Annotated in this window: 17 protein-coding genes; 9 read left to right on the top strand and 8 right to left on the bottom strand. The window is 74.5% G+C overall.

Translation table 11 applies throughout. From position 1 onward, the window contains the following. Together ACFO4E_RS09645 and ACFO4E_RS09640 are read left to right on the top strand one after the other, a co-directional pair. Positions 1–378 (top strand): DUF742 domain-containing protein, encoded by a 378-nt coding sequence (locus ACFO4E_RS09645; RefSeq protein ID WP_378573013.1) that lies wholly within the window; start codon positions 1–3, stop codon positions 376–378. Next, positions 359–946, top strand: coding sequence for a GTP-binding protein (locus ACFO4E_RS09640; protein WP_378573011.1), 588 nt, complete (start codon positions 359–361; stop codon positions 944–946). The genes ACFO4E_RS09645 and ACFO4E_RS09640 overlap by 20 nt, the downstream gene beginning before the upstream one ends. A 51-nt stretch (positions 947–997) precedes the next feature. Here the strand turns inward: ACFO4E_RS09640 and ACFO4E_RS09635 are convergent, their stop codons facing one another. From ACFO4E_RS09635 to ACFO4E_RS09620, 4 genes are all read right to left on the bottom strand, one after another. Further along, complete coding sequence (locus ACFO4E_RS09635; protein ID WP_378573009.1) at positions 998–2,113, bottom strand: nitronate monooxygenase; 1,116 nt, start codon at positions 2,111–2,113, stop codon at positions 998–1,000. 172 nt (positions 2,114–2,285) lie between these two features. Continuing rightward, positions 2,286–3,056 (bottom strand): decaprenylphospho-beta-D-erythro-pentofuranosid-2-ulose 2-reductase, encoded by a 771-nt coding sequence (locus ACFO4E_RS09630; protein ID WP_378573007.1) that lies wholly within the window; start codon positions 3,054–3,056, stop codon positions 2,286–2,288. A 417-nt stretch (positions 3,057–3,473) separates the two neighbouring features. Beyond that, the gene (locus ACFO4E_RS09625) at positions 3,474–4,205 is read right to left on the bottom strand and encodes a response regulator (protein WP_378573005.1); all 732 of its coding nucleotides are present in this window, start codon (positions 4,203–4,205) and stop codon (positions 3,474–3,476) included. Then, positions 4,202–5,779: an ATP-binding protein gene (locus tag ACFO4E_RS09620; RefSeq protein WP_378573003.1), complete on the bottom strand. Its 1,578-nt coding sequence runs from the start codon at positions 5,777–5,779 to the stop codon at positions 4,202–4,204. Before ACFO4E_RS09620 ends, ACFO4E_RS09625 begins: the two co-directional genes overlap by 4 nt. A 143-nt stretch (positions 5,780–5,922) precedes the next feature. Between ACFO4E_RS09620 and ACFO4E_RS09615 the strand changes: the two genes are divergently transcribed. Both ACFO4E_RS09615 and ACFO4E_RS09610 read left to right on the top strand, forming a co-directional pair. Continuing rightward, entirely contained in the window at positions 5,923–6,897 is a 975-nt protein-coding gene (locus tag ACFO4E_RS09615; RefSeq protein ID WP_378573001.1) for a Bug family tripartite tricarboxylate transporter substrate binding protein, read from the top strand. A 134-nt stretch (positions 6,898–7,031) separates the two neighbouring features. Beyond that, a complete protein-coding gene (locus tag ACFO4E_RS09610) occupies positions 7,032–7,703 on the top strand; it encodes a LuxR C-terminal-related transcriptional regulator (protein WP_378572999.1) in 672 nt (223 codons plus the stop codon). Positions 7,704–7,761: 58 nt separating this feature from the next. Here the strand turns inward: ACFO4E_RS09610 and ACFO4E_RS09605 are convergent, their stop codons facing one another. Next, positions 7,762–8,337, bottom strand: a complete 576-nt coding sequence (locus ACFO4E_RS09605; protein WP_378572997.1) for an Rv1733c family protein — start codon at positions 8,335–8,337, stop codon at positions 7,762–7,764. A gap of 381 nt (positions 8,338–8,718) precedes the next feature. On the opposite strand from ACFO4E_RS09605, the gene ACFO4E_RS09600 reads away from it, so the two are divergent. The 4 genes from ACFO4E_RS09600 to ACFO4E_RS09585 all read left to right on the top strand — a co-directional run bounded on the left by ACFO4E_RS09600 (position 8,719) and on the right by ACFO4E_RS09585 (position 13,363). After that, positions 8,719–9,321, top strand: a complete 603-nt coding sequence (locus ACFO4E_RS09600) for a CBS domain-containing protein (RefSeq protein WP_378572995.1) — start codon at positions 8,719–8,721, stop codon at positions 9,319–9,321. Between the two features lie 328 nt (positions 9,322–9,649). After that, on the top strand, positions 9,650–10,438 hold the full coding sequence (locus tag ACFO4E_RS09595) for an HAD family hydrolase (protein ID WP_378573090.1): 789 nt from the start codon (positions 9,650–9,652) through the stop codon (positions 10,436–10,438). Beyond that, entirely contained in the window at positions 10,435–12,852 is a 2,418-nt protein-coding gene (locus ACFO4E_RS09590; RefSeq protein WP_378572993.1) for a glycoside hydrolase family 65 protein, read from the top strand. Before ACFO4E_RS09595 ends, ACFO4E_RS09590 begins: the two co-directional genes overlap by 4 nt. Before the next feature lie 67 nt (positions 12,853–12,919). After that, on the top strand, positions 12,920–13,363 hold the full coding sequence (locus ACFO4E_RS09585; protein WP_378572991.1) for a hypothetical protein: 444 nt from the start codon (positions 12,920–12,922) through the stop codon (positions 13,361–13,363). A gap of 86 nt (positions 13,364–13,449) precedes the next feature. On the opposite strand, the gene ACFO4E_RS09580 is transcribed toward ACFO4E_RS09585, so the two are convergent. The 3 genes from ACFO4E_RS09580 to pgfA form a co-directional block, all read right to left on the bottom strand. After that, positions 13,450–14,856: an FAD-binding protein gene (locus ACFO4E_RS09580; protein WP_378572989.1), complete on the bottom strand. Its 1,407-nt coding sequence runs from the start codon at positions 14,854–14,856 to the stop codon at positions 13,450–13,452. 38 nt (positions 14,857–14,894) lie between these two features. Next, positions 14,895–15,764 (bottom strand): decaprenyl-phosphate phosphoribosyltransferase, encoded by an 870-nt coding sequence (locus tag ACFO4E_RS09575; protein WP_378572987.1) that lies wholly within the window; start codon positions 15,762–15,764, stop codon positions 14,895–14,897. 113 nt (positions 15,765–15,877) lie between these two features. Continuing rightward, positions 15,878–16,804 carry a cell envelope lipid trafficking protein PgfA gene (gene pgfA, locus ACFO4E_RS09570; RefSeq protein WP_378572985.1) on the bottom strand — a complete coding sequence of 309 codons (927 nt, stop codon included), beginning with the start codon at positions 16,802–16,804 and terminating at the stop codon, positions 15,878–15,880. Positions 16,805–16,994: 190 nt separating this feature from the next. Here pgfA and ACFO4E_RS09565 point away from each other — a divergent pair, with 190 nt between their 5' ends. Beyond that, the gene (locus tag ACFO4E_RS09565) at positions 16,995–18,269 is read left to right on the top strand and encodes an acyltransferase family protein (RefSeq protein ID WP_378572983.1); all 1,275 of its coding nucleotides are present in this window, start codon (positions 16,995–16,997) and stop codon (positions 18,267–18,269) included. The last annotated feature ends 37 nt before the right edge of the window (positions 18,270–18,306 follow it).

The following is an 18,306-nucleotide window of genomic DNA, read 5'->3' as shown; positions in this document are numbered from 1 at the left end:
ATGTCAGAGCAACATGAGCTCGGGCTCGACTCCGACGGGACCGACCCGCTGGTCCGCCCCTATGTCATGACCCAGGGGCGGCTCCGCGCGGACACGGTGCACCTGGACATGATCAGCGTCGTGATCGCGGCGCGCCGCGCCGAGGTCGACGAAATCGCACTGGAACCCGAGCAGGTCCGCATCCTGGAGCTGTGTCATCGCGCCCAGTCGGTCGCGGAGGTCTCCGCGCACCTCGACATCCCGGTGGCGGTGGTCAAGGTCCTGCTCGGAGATCTCATCAGCCGGGGCTACGTCCTGGCCCGCGCCCCCTATACGACTCAGAGCCCGGTGAGCCGGGACATACTCCAGGCGGTACTCGATGGCATCCAGCGACTCTGACCGAGCCGGGGACCGGATCCCTTCGGCGATCAAGATCCTCATCGCGGGCGGTTTCGGGGCCGGGAAGACGACCCTGGTCGGCGCCGTCAGCGAGATCTCCCCCTTGAGCACGGAGGAGGTCATGACCGAGGCCAGCCTCGGCGTCGACGACCTCTCGGGGGTGGAGGAGAAGACCACCACCACCGTGGCCCTGGACTTCGGCCGCATCACCATCAACGACGACCTGGTGCTGTACATGTTCGGCACCCCGGGCCAGCAGCGGTTCTGGTTCATGTGGGAGGAGCTGGCGCTGGGCGCGCTCGGCGCGGTCGTCCTCGCCGACACCCGCCGGCTGGAGACCTGCTTCCCGGCCGTGGACTTCTTCGAGCGCCGCGAGGTCCCCTTCGTCGTCGCGGTGAACTGCTTCGACGGCGCGCACCACTACGGGGAGGGCGAGGTCCGCGAGGCGCTGAGCCTGAACGACCGCATCCCGGTCGTCCTGTGCGACGCCCGCGACCGCGCATCGGTCAAGGACGTGCTGCTGACCCTCGTCCGCCACGTCGCCGAGACCATGTCCACCCCGGTCTAGAGCAACCGGTTCCCGGCGGCCGGCCGCGCGTCCCCGCGGCCGGCCGCCCTCTCACTCCCGGGCGACGGTGCCGAGCCGTTCCAGGGTGTCGCCGAACTCCGCCATGAACTCGTAGACCACCTGTGAGACCGCCTTGACCTGGTTCAGGCTGCCCACGATCTGGCCGACGGGCGAGGGCGTGAGGGTGGGGTGGCGCACCCGGCTGACCCGGCGCAGGGCGTCGGCGATCAGCATGAACTGCAACGGCATCTGGAGGGTCGCGGGGGCGGCGTCGCCCTCCCACGCCTCGGTCCAGTCGTTGCGCAGCATGCGGGCGGGCTTGCCGGTCATGGACCGCGACCGGACGGTGTCACGCGAGGTCGCACGCAGGATCTGCTCCAGCGCGCCCTGAGGGGTGTCGGCCTCCTCGGTCGCCAGCCAGACCGAGCCGGTCCACACGCCTTCGGCCCCCAGCGCCATCCCGGCCGCCATCTGCCGGCCGCGCCCGATCCCGCCGGCCGCGAGGACGGGGGCGGGGGCCACGGCGTCGACGACCTCGGGCACCAGGACCATGGTGGAGACGTCTCCGGTGTGCCCGCCGGCCTCGGTGCCCTGGGCGACGATGATGTCGACCCCCACCTCGCGCTGCTTGCGCGCGTGGCGGACGTTGCTGGCCAGGCCGGCGACCTTGACCCCGCGCTCGTGCGCCTGCGCGACCACGTCGGCGGGCGGCGCGCCCAGCGCGTTGGCCAGCAGGGCGATGGGGTGCTTGAGGGCGGTCGCCACCTGGGGGCGGGCGGTGGCGTCGGTCCAGCCCAGCAGGAAGTGCCCGGCGTCCTCGCCGGTCAGCTCGGGCACGCCGTGCCCGGCCAGGAGGTCGTTGACGAACGTGCGGTGCCGGTCGGGGATGAAGGTCTGGAGGCGTTCCTGGAGTTCGGCCGGCGTGGCCGCGCCGAGCTGCGCGCCTTCGTAGGCGGCGGGCATGACGACGTCGACCCCGTAGGGGCGGCCGCCGACGTGCTCGTCGATCCAGGCGAGTTCGGTCTCCAGCTCGTCGGGCGTGAAGTACAGCGCACCGAGCACCCCCATCCCCCCGGCCCGGCTGACCGCGGCGACCACGTCGCGGCAGTGGCTGAAGGCGAAGATCGGGAGGTCGATGCCGAACATCTCGGTCACTCGTGTCCGCATGCCGCCATGAAACCACGAAAATGAAACACGTTCTAGAAGAGCAGCGGGGTGAATCCGCATCCGGCCCCGGGATACCGGGCCGCCGGTGCGGAATCCCGGACGGGCACCGACAGGGATTTCCGGAACACGTTCCAGCACGCGGAGAGGCGGCGCGTCGGCCGGCGGCCCGCGTTCAGCGGGGCAGGTGCCGCCACACCGCACGCGGCAGCAGCCGCATGCCGGCGAACACCACCCGGAGCTTGCGGGGCACCCACACGATCCCGGCTCCGGTGCGCAGCCCTTCGGCCACTGCCGCCGCCACCTCGCCGGTCGTCGCCGGGAACGGCGCCGCCGAGACGTGCGCGGACATCCGCGTGGGCACATAGCCCGGCCGCACGATCATCACCCGCGCGCCACTGCCGTGCAGGGCGTCCCCGAGCCCCTGCGCGAAGCCGTCGAGCCCGGCCTTCGCGGCGCCGTAGACGAAATTGGCGCGGCGCACGCGCACCCCGGCCACCGAGGAGATCACCACGAGGGTGCCGTGGCCCTGCCGGCGCAGCCGCGCCGCGACGGCCAGCCCCGCCGAGACGTGGCCGGTGAACGTGGCGGTGGCGGCCTCGGCGGCGGCGACGGGATCGGCCTCCAGCACGGCCTGCTCGCCGAGGACGCCGAAGGCGTCCACGACGACGTCGAGGTCGCCGACGAGGTCGGCCGCCGCGTCGACGACCCCGGCGTGGGTCGCCGGCTCCGCGGCGTCGAAGTCGAGCGCGTGCACCTCGTCGGCGCCCGCGGCGCGCAGCCGTCCCGCCGCATCGCCGACTCCGGCGGTCTCCTCCGCCCCGCGCGCCGCCAGCACCACCCGCCGGGCGCCATCACGCACCAGCCGCGCCACCACGGCCAGCCCGATCTCACTGCGCCCGCCCAGCAGCAGAACGGTGTCCACCGTCCCCACCGCGTTCTTCATCGGGACACTCCTCGCATGGAAACCCCCGCTTCGGCGGGGGAGAAAGGCACCGCCACCGCGCGACGCCCCGCCCTGCTACGCGGAACCGGACGCGACGCGGCGCGTCGGAGAGAGCTTCGCAGCAACGGCCCACCGGAAGGAAGGGCTGGGGCGCCTGGCACCACGCGCGCCGGCCGCCCGACTCGCCGCAGGCCACTCCAGGAGCCGGGACGACCGGGGCCACCGGCCCACCCACCCGACGACCGACACACCCGGCCCCCGCCACCCAACGGAACACAGACCCCGCACCACCACACCAGGAACAAGGACCACCAAGACCACCGACCCGTCCGCCCGATCGCCGGCGTACCCGGCACCGGCCGCCTGTCGTGGATCCGTCGTCCCCTCCCCCGGCCGGGACGCCGTGCCCGGGCGGCGTCAGTTGCGGTCGGTGAGGCGGTAGCGGCGTTCGGGGCGGCCTGCCGTGCCGTAGCGGAGGCGGACCTCGGCCTTGCCCTCTTGCACGAAGAACTCCAGGTAGCGCCGGGCGCTGACCCGTGACAGGCCGGTCAGTTCGGCGCACTCCGACGCCGACGCCTCCCCCGCTCGGCGCAGCTCCCGCTCCACCAGCCCGGCGGACTCCGGGGTCAGGCCCTTGGGCATGTGGCCGCCCACCTGCGGCGCGGTCGCGGCCGGGGCGCCGGGGGCGCCCCCGCCGAACAGGCGGTCCACGTCGGCCTGGCGGGGGGCGCCGTCGTCGAGCACCCGCCGCATCTCGCGGTAGCCGTCGAGCCGGGAGCGCAGGGTCTCGGCGTCGAAGGGCTTGATGATGTAGTGCACGGCGCCGCCGTGCAGCGCCTGGCGCACCGTTGCGACGTCGCGCGCCGCGGTGATGATGAGCGCGTCCACGTCCGGGCCGCCGCCTCGGCGCAGGCGCCGAAGTACCTCGATTCCGCTGAGATCGGGCAGGTAGACGTCGAGCAGCAGCAGGTCCGGACGCAGTTCCGCGGCGGACCGCAGCGCCTCGGCGCCCGTCCGCGCCTCGCCGACGACGGTGAAGCCCGGCACGCGCTCGACCAGCCGGCGGTGCACCTGGGCGACCATGAAATCGTCGTCGACGATCAGCACCCGGATCGCCCCGCCGTCCTCGCCACCGTTCCCGGACGTCATCGGTCCCCCTCGTCGCTCACGTGGGGCAGTCGCGCCGTGAAGCACGCCCCCTCCACCTCGATCCCGCCGCCGCGCCGCGTGCAGACGAGGCGGGTCAGCGCGAGCCCCACCCCCCGCGCGGCGCCGTCGGCGCCCTTGGTGCTGAACCCGCTGCGGAACACCTCTTCGGCGAGTTCCGGCGGCACGCCCTCGCCCGAATCGCGCACGCTCACGAGGACGGCACCGTCCTCCTCCGACAGCCAGACCTCCACCCACCCGTCCCGGTCGCCGCCGACGGCGTCGAGCGCGTTGTCCACCAGGTTGCCGACGACGGTCACAAGGTCGGCGGACAGCTGCTGGTCCTGCGGGCCCAGAGCGGTGCCGGCCGCCATGATCAGGTCGCAGCCCTGCTCGGCGGCGAGGCTGGCCTTGGCGATGAGCAGCGCGGCCACCGACGGGTCGGCCACGCGCGAGGTGACGTCCTCGGTCAGCTCGGCGCGGGCGCCGCCCACCCGGCTGACGTAGCGGGTGACCTCGTCGTACTCCTCCAGCCCGAGCAGCCCCGTGATGACGTGCAGCTGGTTGCTGAACTCGTGGGCCTGCGCGCGCAGGGCGTCGGTGGTGGTGCGGGTGCGGTCCAGTTCGTGCTGGAGCGCCACCAGGTCGGTGCGGTCGCGCATGGTGGTGACCGAACCGATGCGCTCGCCGCGGGCGCGCAGCGGCATGCGGTTGAGGGTGACCAGCCGGTCGCCCATCACCACCACGCGGTCCGGGCGCTCGGATTCGTCGGTCAGGACCCCCAGGAGATGGGGGCCGACCCCCAGGTCCGACAGCGTGCGGCCCGCGGGGTCGGACGGCAGCCGGAGCAGTTCGGCGGCCTTGTCGTTGACCAGGGTGACGCGGTTCTCCCGGTCCAGGCCCAGCACGCCCTCCTTGATGCCCTGGAGCATCGCCTCCCGGTGCTCGACCAGCCGGGCGATCTCCCCGGGTTCAAGGCCCAGTGTCTGCCGTTTGACGTGGCGCGACAGCAGCAGCGACCCGGCGACGCCCAGGACGCTGGCGATCCCCAGGTAGATGAGCAGGGTGGGGGCCGACGTGGCCAGCTGCTCCAGCAGGCCGGGGTAGGTGCGTCCGGCGGCGACCAGGCCGAGGATCTCGCCGTCGTCGGCGATGACCGGCACGTGGGCGATCAGCACCCGCTCCCCACCGATCGACACCTCGCCGATCCACGAGCGGCCCGACAGCACGGTGCTGGAGCCCAGGTCCATGCGCTCGCCGATGTCGCGCGGGTCGGAGGGGGTGAGCATGCGCCCGTCCGTGCGGGCCAGCACCAGGTGGTCGACACCGGCGAGGGTGCGCACGCTTTCAGCGGCCGGCGCCAGGATGCCCTCCCGCGCGGGGTCGCCGAGCCCCACCCGCACGGCGTCCATGCTGGCGGCCGACTCCGCGACGGCCAGCATCCGCTGGCCCTCCACCTCGCGGAAGCGCGCGTCGGTCTGCGCCAGCGACACCCCCGCCACCGCGACGAGCACCGCCACGATGATCGCGAGTTGGAGCAGGAGGAACTGCCGGGCGAGGGTCGGCCGGTGGCGCATCGTTCCCCCTTTCGCACCCGTGACCTCGATGATGCGCCATCGTCGCACGTGATGGCGGTCATATGACAACGGGCACCCCGGCCGCCGGTTCGTGCATGATGGAAGGCGGATCGGATTCGGAAAACGGAAGGTCGGCGGAGGACATGCTGGACCGGCGCGGGTTCCTCGCCGCTCTCGGCGCTTCGGCGCTCGCGGCGGCCGCGGGCGGCTGCGCGGCCGTGCCCGCGGTGCCGCGGTTGCGGATCATGGTGCCCAACCCGCCCGGCGGCGGCTTCGACATCACGGCCCGGACGGTCTCGGCGACCCTCAAGGAGACCAGGCTGGCGCCCGACGTCGAGGTGTTCAACCTGTCCGGCGGGGCGGGCGCCGCGGGGCTGGCCCGGCTGCTGTACGAGGAGGGCAACGGCGCCCTGCTCATGCAGATGGGGCTGGGCGTGGTGGCCACGACGCACATCGCCGACGGCGTCGCGCCGGTCACCCGCGCCACCCCGCTGGCGCGGCTGCTGGAGGAGCCGATCGTCGTCCTGGTGGTCCCCGACTCCCCCTACCGATCGTTCGGGGAGCTGCTGGCCGCGTGGCGCGATCCGCGGACCCGGCTGCGGATGGGCGGCGGCTCGGCCGCGGGCGGCCCCGACCACCTCGCGCTGATGCTCATCGCCGAGGAGCTGGGGATCGACCTCGGCGCCGCCGACTACGTCTGGCACGACGGGGGCGGCGAGACCCTGGCCGCCCTGCTCAGCCACAGCGTCGATGTGGGCGCGGCGGGCGTGGGCGAGTACCGGCACGCGATCGCCGCCGGGGAGCTGCGGCCGCTGGCCGTCACCGGGCCCCAGCGCATCGCCGGGGTCGACGCCCCCACCCTGCGCGAGATCGGCATCGACGTCGACTTCGTGAACTGGCGCGGCCTGCTGGCCCCGCCGGAGATCAGCGCCGACGCCCGCGACTCGCTGGTCACCGTCCTCGGCGAGCTGCGCGCCACCCCGCAGTGGCAGGACGCGCTGCGCGAGAACCACTGGACCGACGCCTTCCTCACCGGATCCGACTTCGGCGACTTCCTCTCCGCCGAGAACCGCCGCGTGAGCTCCCTGGTCGATCGCCTTGCGCCACCGGAGTCCTAGGGCGCCCCGTCCCGTAGCCGGCGCGCCCCCGCTCCCCGCCCCGCCGGGCCGTGCGGTAGCGGGCACGTCCCCTGGGTAGAGGCGTCGGTCCCGGATCGCCCGACGGTGGTCCCCGGTGAAGGAGGCGGTGGCCGATGCTGGAAGCGAGCGACGGCATCAGGGTGTTCCTGGCGCACGAGCACGATGTCGTCCGCCGCGGCATGCGGGCATGGCTGTCGGACGAGGACGGCATCGAAGTGGTCGGGGAGGCCACCGGCGCCGCCGAGGCCCGCGCCCGCATACCGGCGGCGGGGCCCCACGTGGCCCTGCTCGACGCCGGCCTGCCGGATCGCAGCGGGGTCGAGGTCTGCCGCGAGCTGGGTGCGTCGATGCCGGACCTGGCGTGCCTGATCGTGGCCACCCTGCCCGACGACGACGCCCTCTACGACGCCGTCATGGCGGGCGCCTCGGGGTATGTCCTGACCGCGATCAGCGGGGTGGACCTGATCGGCGCGATCCGGACGGTCGCGGCGGGCGAATCGCTGCTGGACCCGCGCAGCACGTCGCGCATGATGCGGCGGATGCGCGAGGAGACCACCCGCGAGGACCCGTTGGCCGTGCTCTCCGGCCAGGAGCGCCAGGTCTTCGAGCTGATCGGCGAGGGGCTGACCAACCGCCAGATCGGGGAGCGCATCTTCGTCGCGGAGAAGACCGTGAAGAACTACGTCTCCGGTGTGCTGGCCAAGCTCGACATGCAGCGCCGTACCCAGGTGGCGTCCTACGCGGCCCGCCTCAGGGCGGAGTCGTCACTCGACTCACCGCGCTGAGGCGGGCCGCCACGCCGGGGCCGCCGCTCTCCGCGGAGAGCGGCGGCCGGCCGTCAGGTCATCGGGTCCAGTCGCGGGAGACGCGTGCCCATTCGCGGTCCCAGCCGGGGAGCGCCGTCCGGATCATCACGCGGCGCAGGAGCGACCGGGACACGGCCGTGGCCATGCCGAGGAGCACCAGGACGCCGACGGTGGCCGTCCAGGCGGCACCGGACGCCTCGTCGGGGCTGCGCGGCGGGTGGACGGGCTCGCCGGCGGAGTCCAGCCACGCCGTCACGTGGTCGCCCCGCTTGCCGCCGGGGTCGGTCCACACCATGGTCGTCTCGGGCTGCCCGGAGCCGTCGTCGATGACCGCCGATCCGGGCACCTGGCCCGTGCGGCCGCTGCCGCCCTCGTAGCCCGACGCGGTCACGTCGGCCGACAGGATGGCGTCGACCTTGTGCAGCGACGCCGACTCGCGGCCGATGTCCTCCAGGGTCGAGGCGTGGACGCTGCGCCACGTCGCCGGCGCGGCGATCAGCGCGGTGATCACCAGCGCCGCCAGGATGACCCGGCCGGCCAGGGCCTCCGCACGGTCGCGCGGGCGGCACAGGAGCCCGTCCGCGGGACCGGCGACGCCTGGCGCGGCGCGCATGACCCTGATGATCAATCTGTGCACTCCGCCCATCGTCCTCACCGCCCCTGCGCGTCTCGGGCCGTCCTGCGGCCCTGTCCCCGTGCTGGTCCACGTGCGCTTTCAGCTGCGCGTTCGATGTCCAGACTTCCCCCGGCGGCGCGCGGCACGCGTAGGCGAACGTCGGGAATGGGTGGGCCGGACGTCCCGGGTACCGGCCGCCCTCCGCGCAGGTACGAAGGTCGTCGCGCACCGGACCGGACGACCCTGGACCGCCCGGCCGCCCGGCGGGGACGCTGGGTGGGGTGGAGGCGGCGCCGCGCCCGCTGCGGGCACGCGGGGCCGTCGCCCGGCGGCGGGGCCGGACGGGCCTGCCGCCGCCCGGCCCCGAACGGAGGAGCCATGCTCGTAGCCGAGATGATGTCCGCTCCGCGCGTCGAGCTGACGGAGACCATGCCGGTGGGCGAGGCCGCGCAGATGCTCAGCGCCACCGGGTGCGACGGGGCCCCGGTGACCGACGGGGACGGCAGGCTCCGCGGGATCGTCACGCAGATCGACCTGCTGCAGGACCGGTTCGGACCCGTCGCGGGCGATGTCGCCACCAACCGGCACCTGATACCCCCGCGAGAGACGCTGCACGTCGGCGATGTGATGACCGACGCCGTCGTCACCACGGAGGAGTCCGACGACGCCCACGAGCTGGCCCACCGCATGATGGAGACGCGCATCCGCTGCGTCCCCGTGGTGCGCGACGGCGTGGTCGTGGGCGTGGTCCGCCGCGGCGACCTGCTGCGCACCTATTTGCGCCCGGACCGCGAGATCCGCAGGGACGTCCTGGAGGAGATCGCGCGGCGCTCCCCGGAGGCGGAGGCCCTGGACGCGGTCGTCGAGGACGGCAGCGTGACGATCACCGGCACCGACGACACCGCCGTGCGCCGGCGCATCGGCGACCTCGCCGCGAAGGTGCCCGGGGTGCGCGCCGTCGAGATCACGGGCCGGGAGTGAGGCGCCGGCCGCGGCCCGGAGCACGGGCGGCCCGAGCCTCATGACGGACGGGAACCGGCTCCCAGAGCACCGGGCGCCTGAGGGCGGGGCGGCGAACCGGTCCGGTGCGGTCGGGGCGCGGCACGGGATGGCGCGCGAACAGACCGGTCGGACAGAGGAGGCGCACCCGCGCGCGAGGCGGCTGCCGGCCGCCGCGGTGCGAGCGAGCCGACGTGAGCGCGGCACGGGATGCGGCGCCGTGAGGGGCGGCCCGCCGCGCACCCGCCGCTCCGCGGCAGCGGAGCGGGGTCGCGGCCGGGGGAAGGTGGTGACGGCCGTGGACACGCCCATGGACGATCCGGTCGAACCGGACACGGTACCGATCGCGCTCGACACGGTGTCGGCGGTCGCGTTCGACATGGACGGCGTGCTCACCGATACCGCCGCGGTCCACGCCTCCGCCTGGAAGCGGGCGTTCGACGAGTTCCTGCGGGAGCGCGCGAAGGCGACCGGCGACGACGCCCGGCCCTTCCGGCTGCCCGGCGACTACCTCGCCTATGTCGACGGCCGGGAACGGCTCGACGGTGTCCGCACCTTCCTCCGCTCACGCGGGATCACCCTGCCGGAGGGCGGCGCCGCGGACGGCGGGCCGGACCTCGGGCAGGCCACGGTCGCCTCGCTGGGCGAACGCAAGGACCGCCTGTTCCTGGAGCACATCCGCGAATTCGGTGTGGCCCGCTTCCCCGCCGCGCTGGCGCTGCCGCGCGAACTGCGCGCGGCGGGCGCCCGGACCGCTGTTGTCTCGGCGAGCCGCAACTGCGCCGCGCTGCTGCGCGCCGCAGGCTTGGAGGACGCATTCGACGTGCGGGTGGACGGCAACGACGCGGGCCGCCTGGGGCTGCCGGGCAAGCCCGACCCCGCGCTGTTCCTTGAGGCGGCACGGCGGCTGGGGGTCGCGCCCGAGCGCACGGCGGTGGTGGAGGACGCCCTCGCCGGCGTCGAGGCGGGGCGGCGCGGCGGGTTCGGCCTGGTGGTCGGCGTGGACCGCGGGCACCTGTCGGCCGGCCTCTACCACAGCGGTGCCCACGCCGTCGTCACCGACCTCGCGAAGCTGGTCGTCGCGGGTGCGCCGGCATGAGCGCGTGGACGCTGGTCTACGGCGCGACCGACCCCGCGCGGGAGGGCGCCCGCGAGGCGCTGTGCACCCTCGGCAACGGGTACTTCGCCACGCGCGGCGCCACCGCGGAGTCCACCGCGGACGCGGTCCACTACCCCGGCACCTACATCGCGGGGTGCTACGACCGGGCCGTGTCGACCGTGTCCGGGCACACGGTGGAGAACGAGGACATGGTCAACGCCCCCAACTGGCTGCCGCTCACCTTCTGGACCGGCGCGGGGGAATGGTTCACCGACGCCGAAGGGCAGGCCACCGGCCACCGCACCGAACTGGCCATGGACGAGGGGGTCCTGCACCGCACCTTCCTGGCGTGCGACGGCGAAGGCCGCGAGACCCTGGTCCACCAGCGCCGCCTGGTGTCGATGGACGACCCGCACGTGGCGGCCATCGAGACGACCTTCGAGGCGCGGAACTGGAGCGGCACCCTCACCGTGCGCTCGGCCCTGGACGGCCGGGTGGCCAACGCGGGGGTGCCGCGCTACCGCGCGCTCGCGGGGCGGCACCTGCGCGCCGAGGGGTCGGGGGGAGACTCCGGGGACACCGTGTGGCTGCGGTCGGTGACCGAGGCGTCGCGCGTGGAGATCGTGTTCGCGGCCCGCACCCGGGTCACCAGCGGGCCTGCGCCGGCGGCGTCGGCGGTGGACGCGCGGGAGGGCTGGATCGCCTGCGACCTGGACGTCGACCTCGTCCAGGGCCGACCGGTGACCGTCGAGAAGGTGGTGGCCCTGCACACCTCGCGCGACAACGCCATCAGCGACCCGCTCACCGCCGCGTGCGCGACCCTCGAACGGACCGGTGACTTCGCGGACCTGCTCGGCCGGCACACGGCCGCCTGGGTCCACCTCTGGCGCGCCTGCGCCGTCGACATCGGCGAGGAGCACGACCAGCGGGTGCTGAACCTGCACGTGTTCCACCTGCTCCAGACCCTGTCGCCGCACGTGGGCGAGTCCGACGCGGGGGTCCCCGCCCGCGGGCTGCACGGCGAGGCCTACCGCGGCCACGTGTTCTGGGACGAGGTGTTCGTCCTGCCGTTCCTGAGCCTGCACTTCCCCGAGACCGCGCGGGCCCTGCTGCGGTACCGCTGGCGGCGGCTGCCCCAGGCGCGCGCCGCCGCCCGGCGCGCGGGGCTGCGCGGCGCCCTGTTCCCGTGGCAGAGCGGGAGCGACGGCCGCGAGGAGGCGCAGCGGCTGCACCTCAACCCGCGCGACGGCCGGTGGACGCCGGACAACTCCCACCTCCAGCGCCACGTCGGGATCGCCATCGCCTACAACGTGTGGCAGCACTACCAGGCGACCGACGACATCGCGTTCCTCAGCGCGTACGGCGCCGAGCTGCTGCTGGAGATCGCCCGGATGTTCGCCGGCCTGGCGGCCTACGACGAGGCGACGGACCGCTACGTCATCCGGGGCGTCATGGGGCCCGACGAGTACCACGACGGCTACCCCGGCCGCGAGGAGCCCGGCCTCGACGACAACGCCTACACCAACATCATGGTGGTGTGGGTGCTGAACCGGGCCCTGGACATCCTGCGGCTGGTGCCCAGCCCACGCCGCCAGGAGCTGCGGGAACGGCTCGGCCTGGACGCAGCGGAGGTCGCGCGCTTCGGCGACATCGCCCGCCGGATGCACGTGCCGTTCCACGACGGGGTGATCAGCCAGTTCGCGGGGTACGGGGACCTGGCGGAACTGGACTGGGCGGCCTACCGCGCCGCCTACGGCGACATCCGCCGGCTCGACCGGATCCTGGAGGCCGAGGACGACTCCTGCAACCGCTACCGGGTCTCCAAGCAGGCCGACGTCCTCATGCTCTTCTACCTGCTCACCGACGACGAGCTGAGCGGGATCCTGCACGCCCTCGGCTACCCGCACTCGCCGGACCTCTTCACCCGGACGATCGCGTACTACCTGGACCGCACCTCCCACGGCTCGACGCTGAGCGCCGTGGTGCACGCCTGGGTCCTGGCCCGCGACGACTGCGCCGCGTCGTGGCGGTTCTTCCGCGACGCCCTGCACTCCGACATCGAGGACGCGCAGGGCGGGACGACCGCGGAGGGCGTCCACCTGGGGGCCATGGCGGGCACGGTGGACCTGCTCACCCGCTGCTACGGGGGGCTGCGGGCCTACAACGGCGTCCTGCACCTGGCGCCGTCGCTGCCCGGGGAGCTGCCCCACCTCGCGCTCGGCCTGCGCTACCAGGGCCACCACGGCGTTCAGCTGCGCCTGCACGGCGGAGGGGTCGAGGTCGCGGTGCCGCCGTCGGCGCTGCCGCCCATCACGGTGGAGGCGAACGGGCGCACGGTCTCGGTCCCGGCCGGGGGGACCGGCAGGCTCCCTTCAAGGGACGCGCCGCAACGCCGGAACGGGTCGGCGCACTGACGCCGGCACAGTCCGGCGCACCGGCACGGCGCCTTCCGGCGCGCCGGACCGGACGTAGGGTGCGGGCATGCTCCCCGGCCCCCCGTTCACCCGCGCGTCCTTCCCGGTCCTGGTCCCGATCGCCGACCGCCGTCCGTTCGACCCGCCCACGCGGGTGTGGACGCCGGACGAGTGGAGCCGGATCCGCACCGGCCTGCGGGCCGAGGCCATGGAGGAGAGGTGGGACGCCTTCGTCGAAGGCGACCGGATGTTCGTGCAGCGCAGCTGGACGGGGCGCGGATACTACGAAGCGGAGTTCGCCCCGTGCGGCGGCGGCCACCGGATGGTCCGCGCGTGGGCGGAGGCCGGCGGCGCGGACATCGACACCCGCCACGGCGCCCTGCACGCGGCCCACCTGGAGGTGCTCGTCGCGGCCCTCCTCCTCCGCGACCCCGACCCCGCCCCATGGAACCGGTTCACCCGGCTGGGCGGCCTCTCCGCCCTCTACGGACGGGGCCCGGGCGGCGGGTGAGCCCGCGGAAGGCCGGCGGCCCCGGACGGCCGGCGGGCTCGCGGACCGGGCCGGTTCGGCGGCCGCCCGTGCCGGCGCGGCCGCGGCTACACCAGCTCCAGGCGGCGGGCGAGGTCGGAGGTGAGGACGCCCTCCGGATCGGCGCGGGCGCGTACGGCGCGCCATTCGGGCAGGCGGGGGTACATGGCGTGGACGTCGGCGGCGCGGGCGCGGGCGTCCTTGGCAAGGTAGATCCGCCCGCCCGCGGCGGCGACGGCGGTGTCGAAGGAGCGCAGCAGGGCCGCCAGCCCCGGGACCTCGGCCGGCAGGTCCAGCGCGAGCGTCCAGCCCGGCATGGGGAACGACAGCGGTGCGGGGGTCCCGGAGCCGAACCGCTTGAGCACGGCGAGGAACGACGGCGCCCCCGCCGCCGCCAGGCGCTCCACGATCCGCCGGAGGGTGTCCTCCGCTCCGAAGGGCACCACGAACTGGTACTGGACCAGCCCGCGCGGCCCGTACAGGCGGTTCCAGCCGCGCACGGCGTCCAGCGGGTGGAAGAACGACCCGAGCCCCTGGATATCGCCCCGGGCCCGGCGGGGCGCCCGGGCGTGGTAGGCGGCGTTGAACGCGCGCACGCTCCACGGGCTGAGCAGCCGGGGCGGGACCAGCGGGGGCGCGGCGACCAGTGTGCGGGGGGCGTAGGCCAGCGGGTCGCGGCGCAGGCGCGGCGGCAGGTCGGCGGGGCGCGCGTGGTGGGCGCGGGTGAGCACCCCGCGCCCCGTGGCCGCGCCGCGGGCCATGAGGTCGATCCAGCAGACGGTGTAGCGGTAGCGGTGGTCGCTCGCGCTCATCAGGGCGAGGGCGGCGTCCAGGTCGGGCGTGCGGTCGGTGTCGACCCGGACGGCGGCGGTCTCGACCGGGAGCACGCCGATCGTGGCCTCGGTGACCACTCCGGTCAGCCCCATGCCGCCCACGGTGGCCCAGAACAGCTCGGGATCGCGGCCGGGGCCGATGGCGTGCTCGGTGCCGTCTGGGGTGACCAGCCGCAGTGAGCGCACGTGCGCGCCGATCGAGGAGTCCACGTGGTGGTTCTTGCCGTGGATGTCGGCGGCGATCGCGCCCCCGACCGTGACGTGCCGGGTTCCCGGCGTGACCGGCACGAAGCGGCCGCGGGGCAGCAGGTGGGCCATGAGCTCGGCGAGCCCGGTCCCCGCCGACGCGGTCACCGTGCCCGCCGCGCGGTCGAGCCGGATGCCGGAGGCGAGGGCGGAGCAGTCGAGCACCAAGCCGCCGGCGCACTGGGCGGCGTCGCCGTAGGCGCGGCCCAGCCCGCGGGCGACGGCCCCGCGCCGCGCCCCGCTGCCGGCGGCCTCGCGCAGCAGGCGGCCAACGTCGGCGGCGGTGCGCGGGCGCACGACCCTGGCGGCGGTGGGCGCCGTCCGGCCCCACCCGGTGAGCAGGCGGTACCCGCCGTCCTCGGCCGACCCGTCCACCGGCCCCCCTTTCTCGTCCACGCGGCACCGCTCCCCGCCGCCCGCGGGCGGGCGCACTCTCACCCCAGGTGGGCGCCGAGGCCGACCAGGGCCAGGAGGGCCAGCACGCCCACCTGGAGCCCGCGGTCGCGCAGGGCGATCTCCTCGGGCTCCTCGCCGATCCCCCGGTCGACCAGCATGTGGTAGCGGAGCACGCAGGCGATGAACGGCACGATGCTCGCCGCGCGGAACGGCAACGGGTCGCCCGCGCCGTCCCCGTCCAGCGCCCAGAGGCAGAAGGTGACGATCAGCGCGCCCGACACCATCGTCCGCACCTGGGTGAGGTAGCTGACCGTGTAGCGGGCGAGCGTGGCGCGGGTGCGGGTGCCGGCCGGCCCGCGCAGCTCGGCTTCGCGCTTGCCGGTGACCACCAGCAGTGCCGCCAGCGAGACGACGATCAGGAACCAGCTGGTGACCGGCACCCCGATGGCCACCGCCCCGGCCAGGGCGCGCAGCACGTGGCACCCCGCCACGGCGATGATGTCGCAGACGGTGATCGTCTTCAGCACGGCGGTGTAGGCGCCGGTCAGCGCCAGGTATCCGGTGAGCACCGCGAGCACGGGAGGGTCGCCGGCGGCCGCCACCGCCAGCAGGGCGGCGGCGATCAGCAGCACGCCCGCCGACGCCGCCCACCCGACCGGCAGCGCGCCCGCCGCAACGGGGCGGTGCCGCTTGCGCTCGTGCTCCCGGTCGCGGTCGGCGTCGCGCACGTCGTTGAGCAGATAGGTCCCGCTCGCGGCGACGCAGAAGACGACGAACACCGCGGCCGTGCGGGCCAGGGCGTCGGGGTCGCCGAGCTGGCCGGCGGCGCCGGGAGCGGCGAAGACCAGCAGGTTCTTCAGCCACTGCTTGGGCCGGCAGGCGCTCAGCAGGGCGCCGGCCCGCCCCATCGCCGTGGCCGGCCGGGCCGGTGGCGGGTGCGGCGCCTCGGGTCCGGCCGGGGGCGGCGGATCGGCGGATGAACGGGGCGGGCGCAATGGGCGGGCCATGGGGCGGCCCGGCCTCAGTGCCGCCGCGCGGCAGCCGACCGGGCGGCGACCAGCAGCAGCGCGCCGATCGCGAGGAGGGCCGGGCCGGCGACGACCAGCACGAGGGGGATCGTGGTGCGCAGCAGCGGCAGCATGGTCAGCCCCTGCTGGACGCCCTCGATGTTCTGCTCGATGGTGGCGTCGGTGAACCGCATCTCGCCGTCGAAGAGCACCAGGCGCTCCTCGCCGTCGACGACCGCGCCGCGGTGCTGGTCCTCGATCAGGTCGATGGGGGCGCCGGTGGTGGGCTCGATCCAGTAGGTGCGGGTCACGGTGAAGACCTCGTCGGCGGTGACGTCGCCGTCGCCCTCCAGCCCCAGGAGCGATCGGGGCAGGGTGCGCTCATTGATCTTGGTGGGCTCGACCACCTGCTCGAACCGGTAGGTCTCGACCCCCTGGATCGTCTCCACACCCTCGAAGGTGATGGGCAGGGTCTGGCGGGTGGGGACGTCGAACATCTCGTAGTCGCGCTGCTCGGTGAGGAAGGGGAACTTGAACGCCTGTCCGCTCTGCTGCACCGCCTCGTCGTTGACGGAGGCGTCGCAGCAGTCGACCGCCTCACCGCTGACGCGGTCGTGGCCGGCGCGGCGGGTGGTCGACAGGATGGCGAAGTCGCGGTCGATGTCCTTCACCCAGGTGAACTGGTCCCAGACCACGATGTCCTCGTCGCTGGCGGCGACGTCCGCCCGCACCGTCGTGTACGCCTCGACCGTGGCGCCGTCGACCTGCTCCACCTCCTCCGCGCTGAAGTAGGAGACGTCCTCCCCGCGGTTGGTGGTCTCGTTGTACTGGTCCATAGGGGTTTTCATCACGGCGCCGGCCATCCAGAATCGCAGCAGGGGGGCGAGGACCAGGCTGAAGACCCCCAAGGCGATGCAGACCACTGCAACGGTACGGCGCATGAGACCTCCAGGGGGAACGATCCGGATCTGGAACGCGGTTCATTTTGAGGTAGAGTACTTCCCCACGGCGGCCGACGTCACCAGGGCGCGTCCGAATTTTTATAACAGGTTCTAGTATGGCGCGGACCCCACTCCCGGCCGCCCATCCGCCTCGCCCGGGCCGTCCGCCGCAACCCCCGGGAGATCCCCTGTGACCTCGCCTTCCGCCGCGCAGCAGGGCACCCCCGACCCGTCGTTCCTACCCCGGGTGCGCGGGCACATCGGCGGGCTCGACGGCATCCGGGCGATCGCCGCGCTCATGGTCCTGGTATTCCACGTCGCGATCGAGACCGGGGCGGCCCTGGCCCCGGGCGTGACCGGCGCGCTGCTGTCGAGCGGCGAGCTGGGGGTCCCGCTGTTCTTCGCCCTCTCGGGGCTGCTGCTCTACCGGCCGTGGGCCCGCGCGGCGCTCGACGGCGCGCCCGGCCCGGCCGTCCGCCCCTACCTATGGCGCCGGGGCCTGCGCGTGCTGCCCGCCTACTGGATCGTCGCGGTGGTCGCGCTGCTGCTGTGGTCGCGCGAGCACCTGGACTCCGTGCGCGCCTGGGTCGAGGTGCTCACCCTCACCTTCACCTACAACCGCGACCCCTGGTGGGTCGGCACCGGCCCCTACGGCCTGGGGCAGATGTGGAGCCTGTGCGTGGAGGCGTCCTTCTACCTCCTGCTGCCGCTGTTCGCGCTGGTCCTCGCCCGGCTGGCGGCGCGCGGCGGCGACGACGCCGGCGCGCGTGCCCGCCTGCTCCTGCTCGGCCTCGCGGCGCTGAGCGTCCTCGGCGCGCTCGCCCTGATCCCGCAGTTCTACCCGGAGCCGCGCGTCTACCTGCACGCCTGGCTGCCGCGCACCCTGGGCATGTTCGCCGTGGGCATGGCGCTGGCGGTGGTCGCGGAGTGGGCCTGGCGCGACCCCGACCCCGACGGCCCGGCCCGGCGGCTGTGCCGGACCCTGCCCCAGGCACCGGGCCTGTGCTGGACGCTGGCGGGCATCACCTATCTCCTGGCGTCGACCCCGGCGGCGGGGCCCCGGTTCGTCGGGGTCGACGGCGTGTGGATCTCGCTGTTCAGCCTGCTCACCTCGATGGCGTTCGCGTTCTTCGTCATCGCCCCCGTGGCGCTGGCGCCGGCCCGCACCCCCGGCGACGGCGCGGCGGCCCCGCCGCGCGGCCCGATGGCGCCGGAGGCGCTGCTCGGCCACCCGGTGATGCGCTTCCTGGGCCGGGTCTCCTACGGGATCTTCCTGTGGCAGTTCGTGGTCCTGTACCTGTGGCGCGAGTTCACCGGCCAGGAGATCTTCACCGGATCGTTCTGGCTGGACCTGGTGCCGGTGGCCGCCGGCACCATCCTCCTGGCGGCGGCCACCCACCGCTGGGTCGAGCGGCCCGTGCAGCGCCTCGCGCGCCGCACGCGGCCCGCCCGCCGTCCGGCCTGAGCCGGCGCCCCCTCGTCAGAGGGCGTGGCGGTCCGCC

The organism is Nocardiopsis mangrovi (genome assembly GCF_042653925.1).
Classification (GTDB): domain Bacteria; phylum Actinomycetota; class Actinomycetes; order Streptosporangiales; family Streptosporangiaceae; genus Nocardiopsis_B; species Nocardiopsis_B mangrovi.
This window is presented reverse-complemented; position numbering and strand designations above follow the sequence as displayed.

Excerpts from the sequence above, each read along its gene's own strand:
- ACFO4E_RS09610 (WP_378572999.1), top strand. The coding sequence starts at position 7,032 with ATGCTGGAAGCGAGCGACGGCATCAGGGTGTTCCTGGCGCACGAGCAC.
- ACFO4E_RS09620 (WP_378573003.1), bottom strand. The coding sequence starts at position 5,779 with ATGCGCCACCGGCCGACCCTCGCCCGGCAGTTCCTCCTGCTCCAACTC.
- ACFO4E_RS09625 (WP_378573005.1), bottom strand. The coding sequence starts at position 4,205 with ATGACGTCCGGGAACGGTGGCGAGGACGGCGGGGCGATCCGGGTGCTG.
- ACFO4E_RS09645 (WP_378573013.1), top strand. The coding sequence starts at position 1 with ATGTCAGAGCAACATGAGCTCGGGCTCGACTCCGACGGGACCGACCCG.
- ACFO4E_RS09615 (WP_378573001.1), top strand. The coding sequence starts at position 5,923 with ATGCTGGACCGGCGCGGGTTCCTCGCCGCTCTCGGCGCTTCGGCGCTC.
- ACFO4E_RS09600 (WP_378572995.1), top strand. The coding sequence starts at position 8,719 with ATGCTCGTAGCCGAGATGATGTCCGCTCCGCGCGTCGAGCTGACGGAG.
- pgfA (WP_378572985.1), bottom strand. The coding sequence starts at position 16,804 with ATGCGCCGTACCGTTGCAGTGGTCTGCATCGCCTTGGGGGTCTTCAGC.
- ACFO4E_RS09590 (WP_378572993.1), top strand. The coding sequence starts at position 10,435 with ATGAGCGCGTGGACGCTGGTCTACGGCGCGACCGACCCCGCGCGGGAG.
- ACFO4E_RS09585 (WP_378572991.1), top strand. The coding sequence starts at position 12,920 with ATGCTCCCCGGCCCCCCGTTCACCCGCGCGTCCTTCCCGGTCCTGGTC.
- ACFO4E_RS09640 (WP_378573011.1), top strand. The coding sequence starts at position 359 with ATGGCATCCAGCGACTCTGACCGAGCCGGGGACCGGATCCCTTCGGCG.
- ACFO4E_RS09605 (WP_378572997.1), bottom strand. The coding sequence starts at position 8,337 with ATGCGCGCCGCGCCAGGCGTCGCCGGTCCCGCGGACGGGCTCCTGTGC.
- ACFO4E_RS09575 (WP_378572987.1), bottom strand. The coding sequence starts at position 15,764 with ATGGGGCGGGCCGGCGCCCTGCTGAGCGCCTGCCGGCCCAAGCAGTGG.
- ACFO4E_RS09595 (WP_378573090.1), top strand. The coding sequence starts at position 9,650 with ATGGACGATCCGGTCGAACCGGACACGGTACCGATCGCGCTCGACACG.
- ACFO4E_RS09635 (WP_378573009.1), bottom strand. The coding sequence starts at position 2,113 with ATGCGGACACGAGTGACCGAGATGTTCGGCATCGACCTCCCGATCTTC.
- ACFO4E_RS09630 (WP_378573007.1), bottom strand. The coding sequence starts at position 3,056 with ATGAAGAACGCGGTGGGGACGGTGGACACCGTTCTGCTGCTGGGCGGG.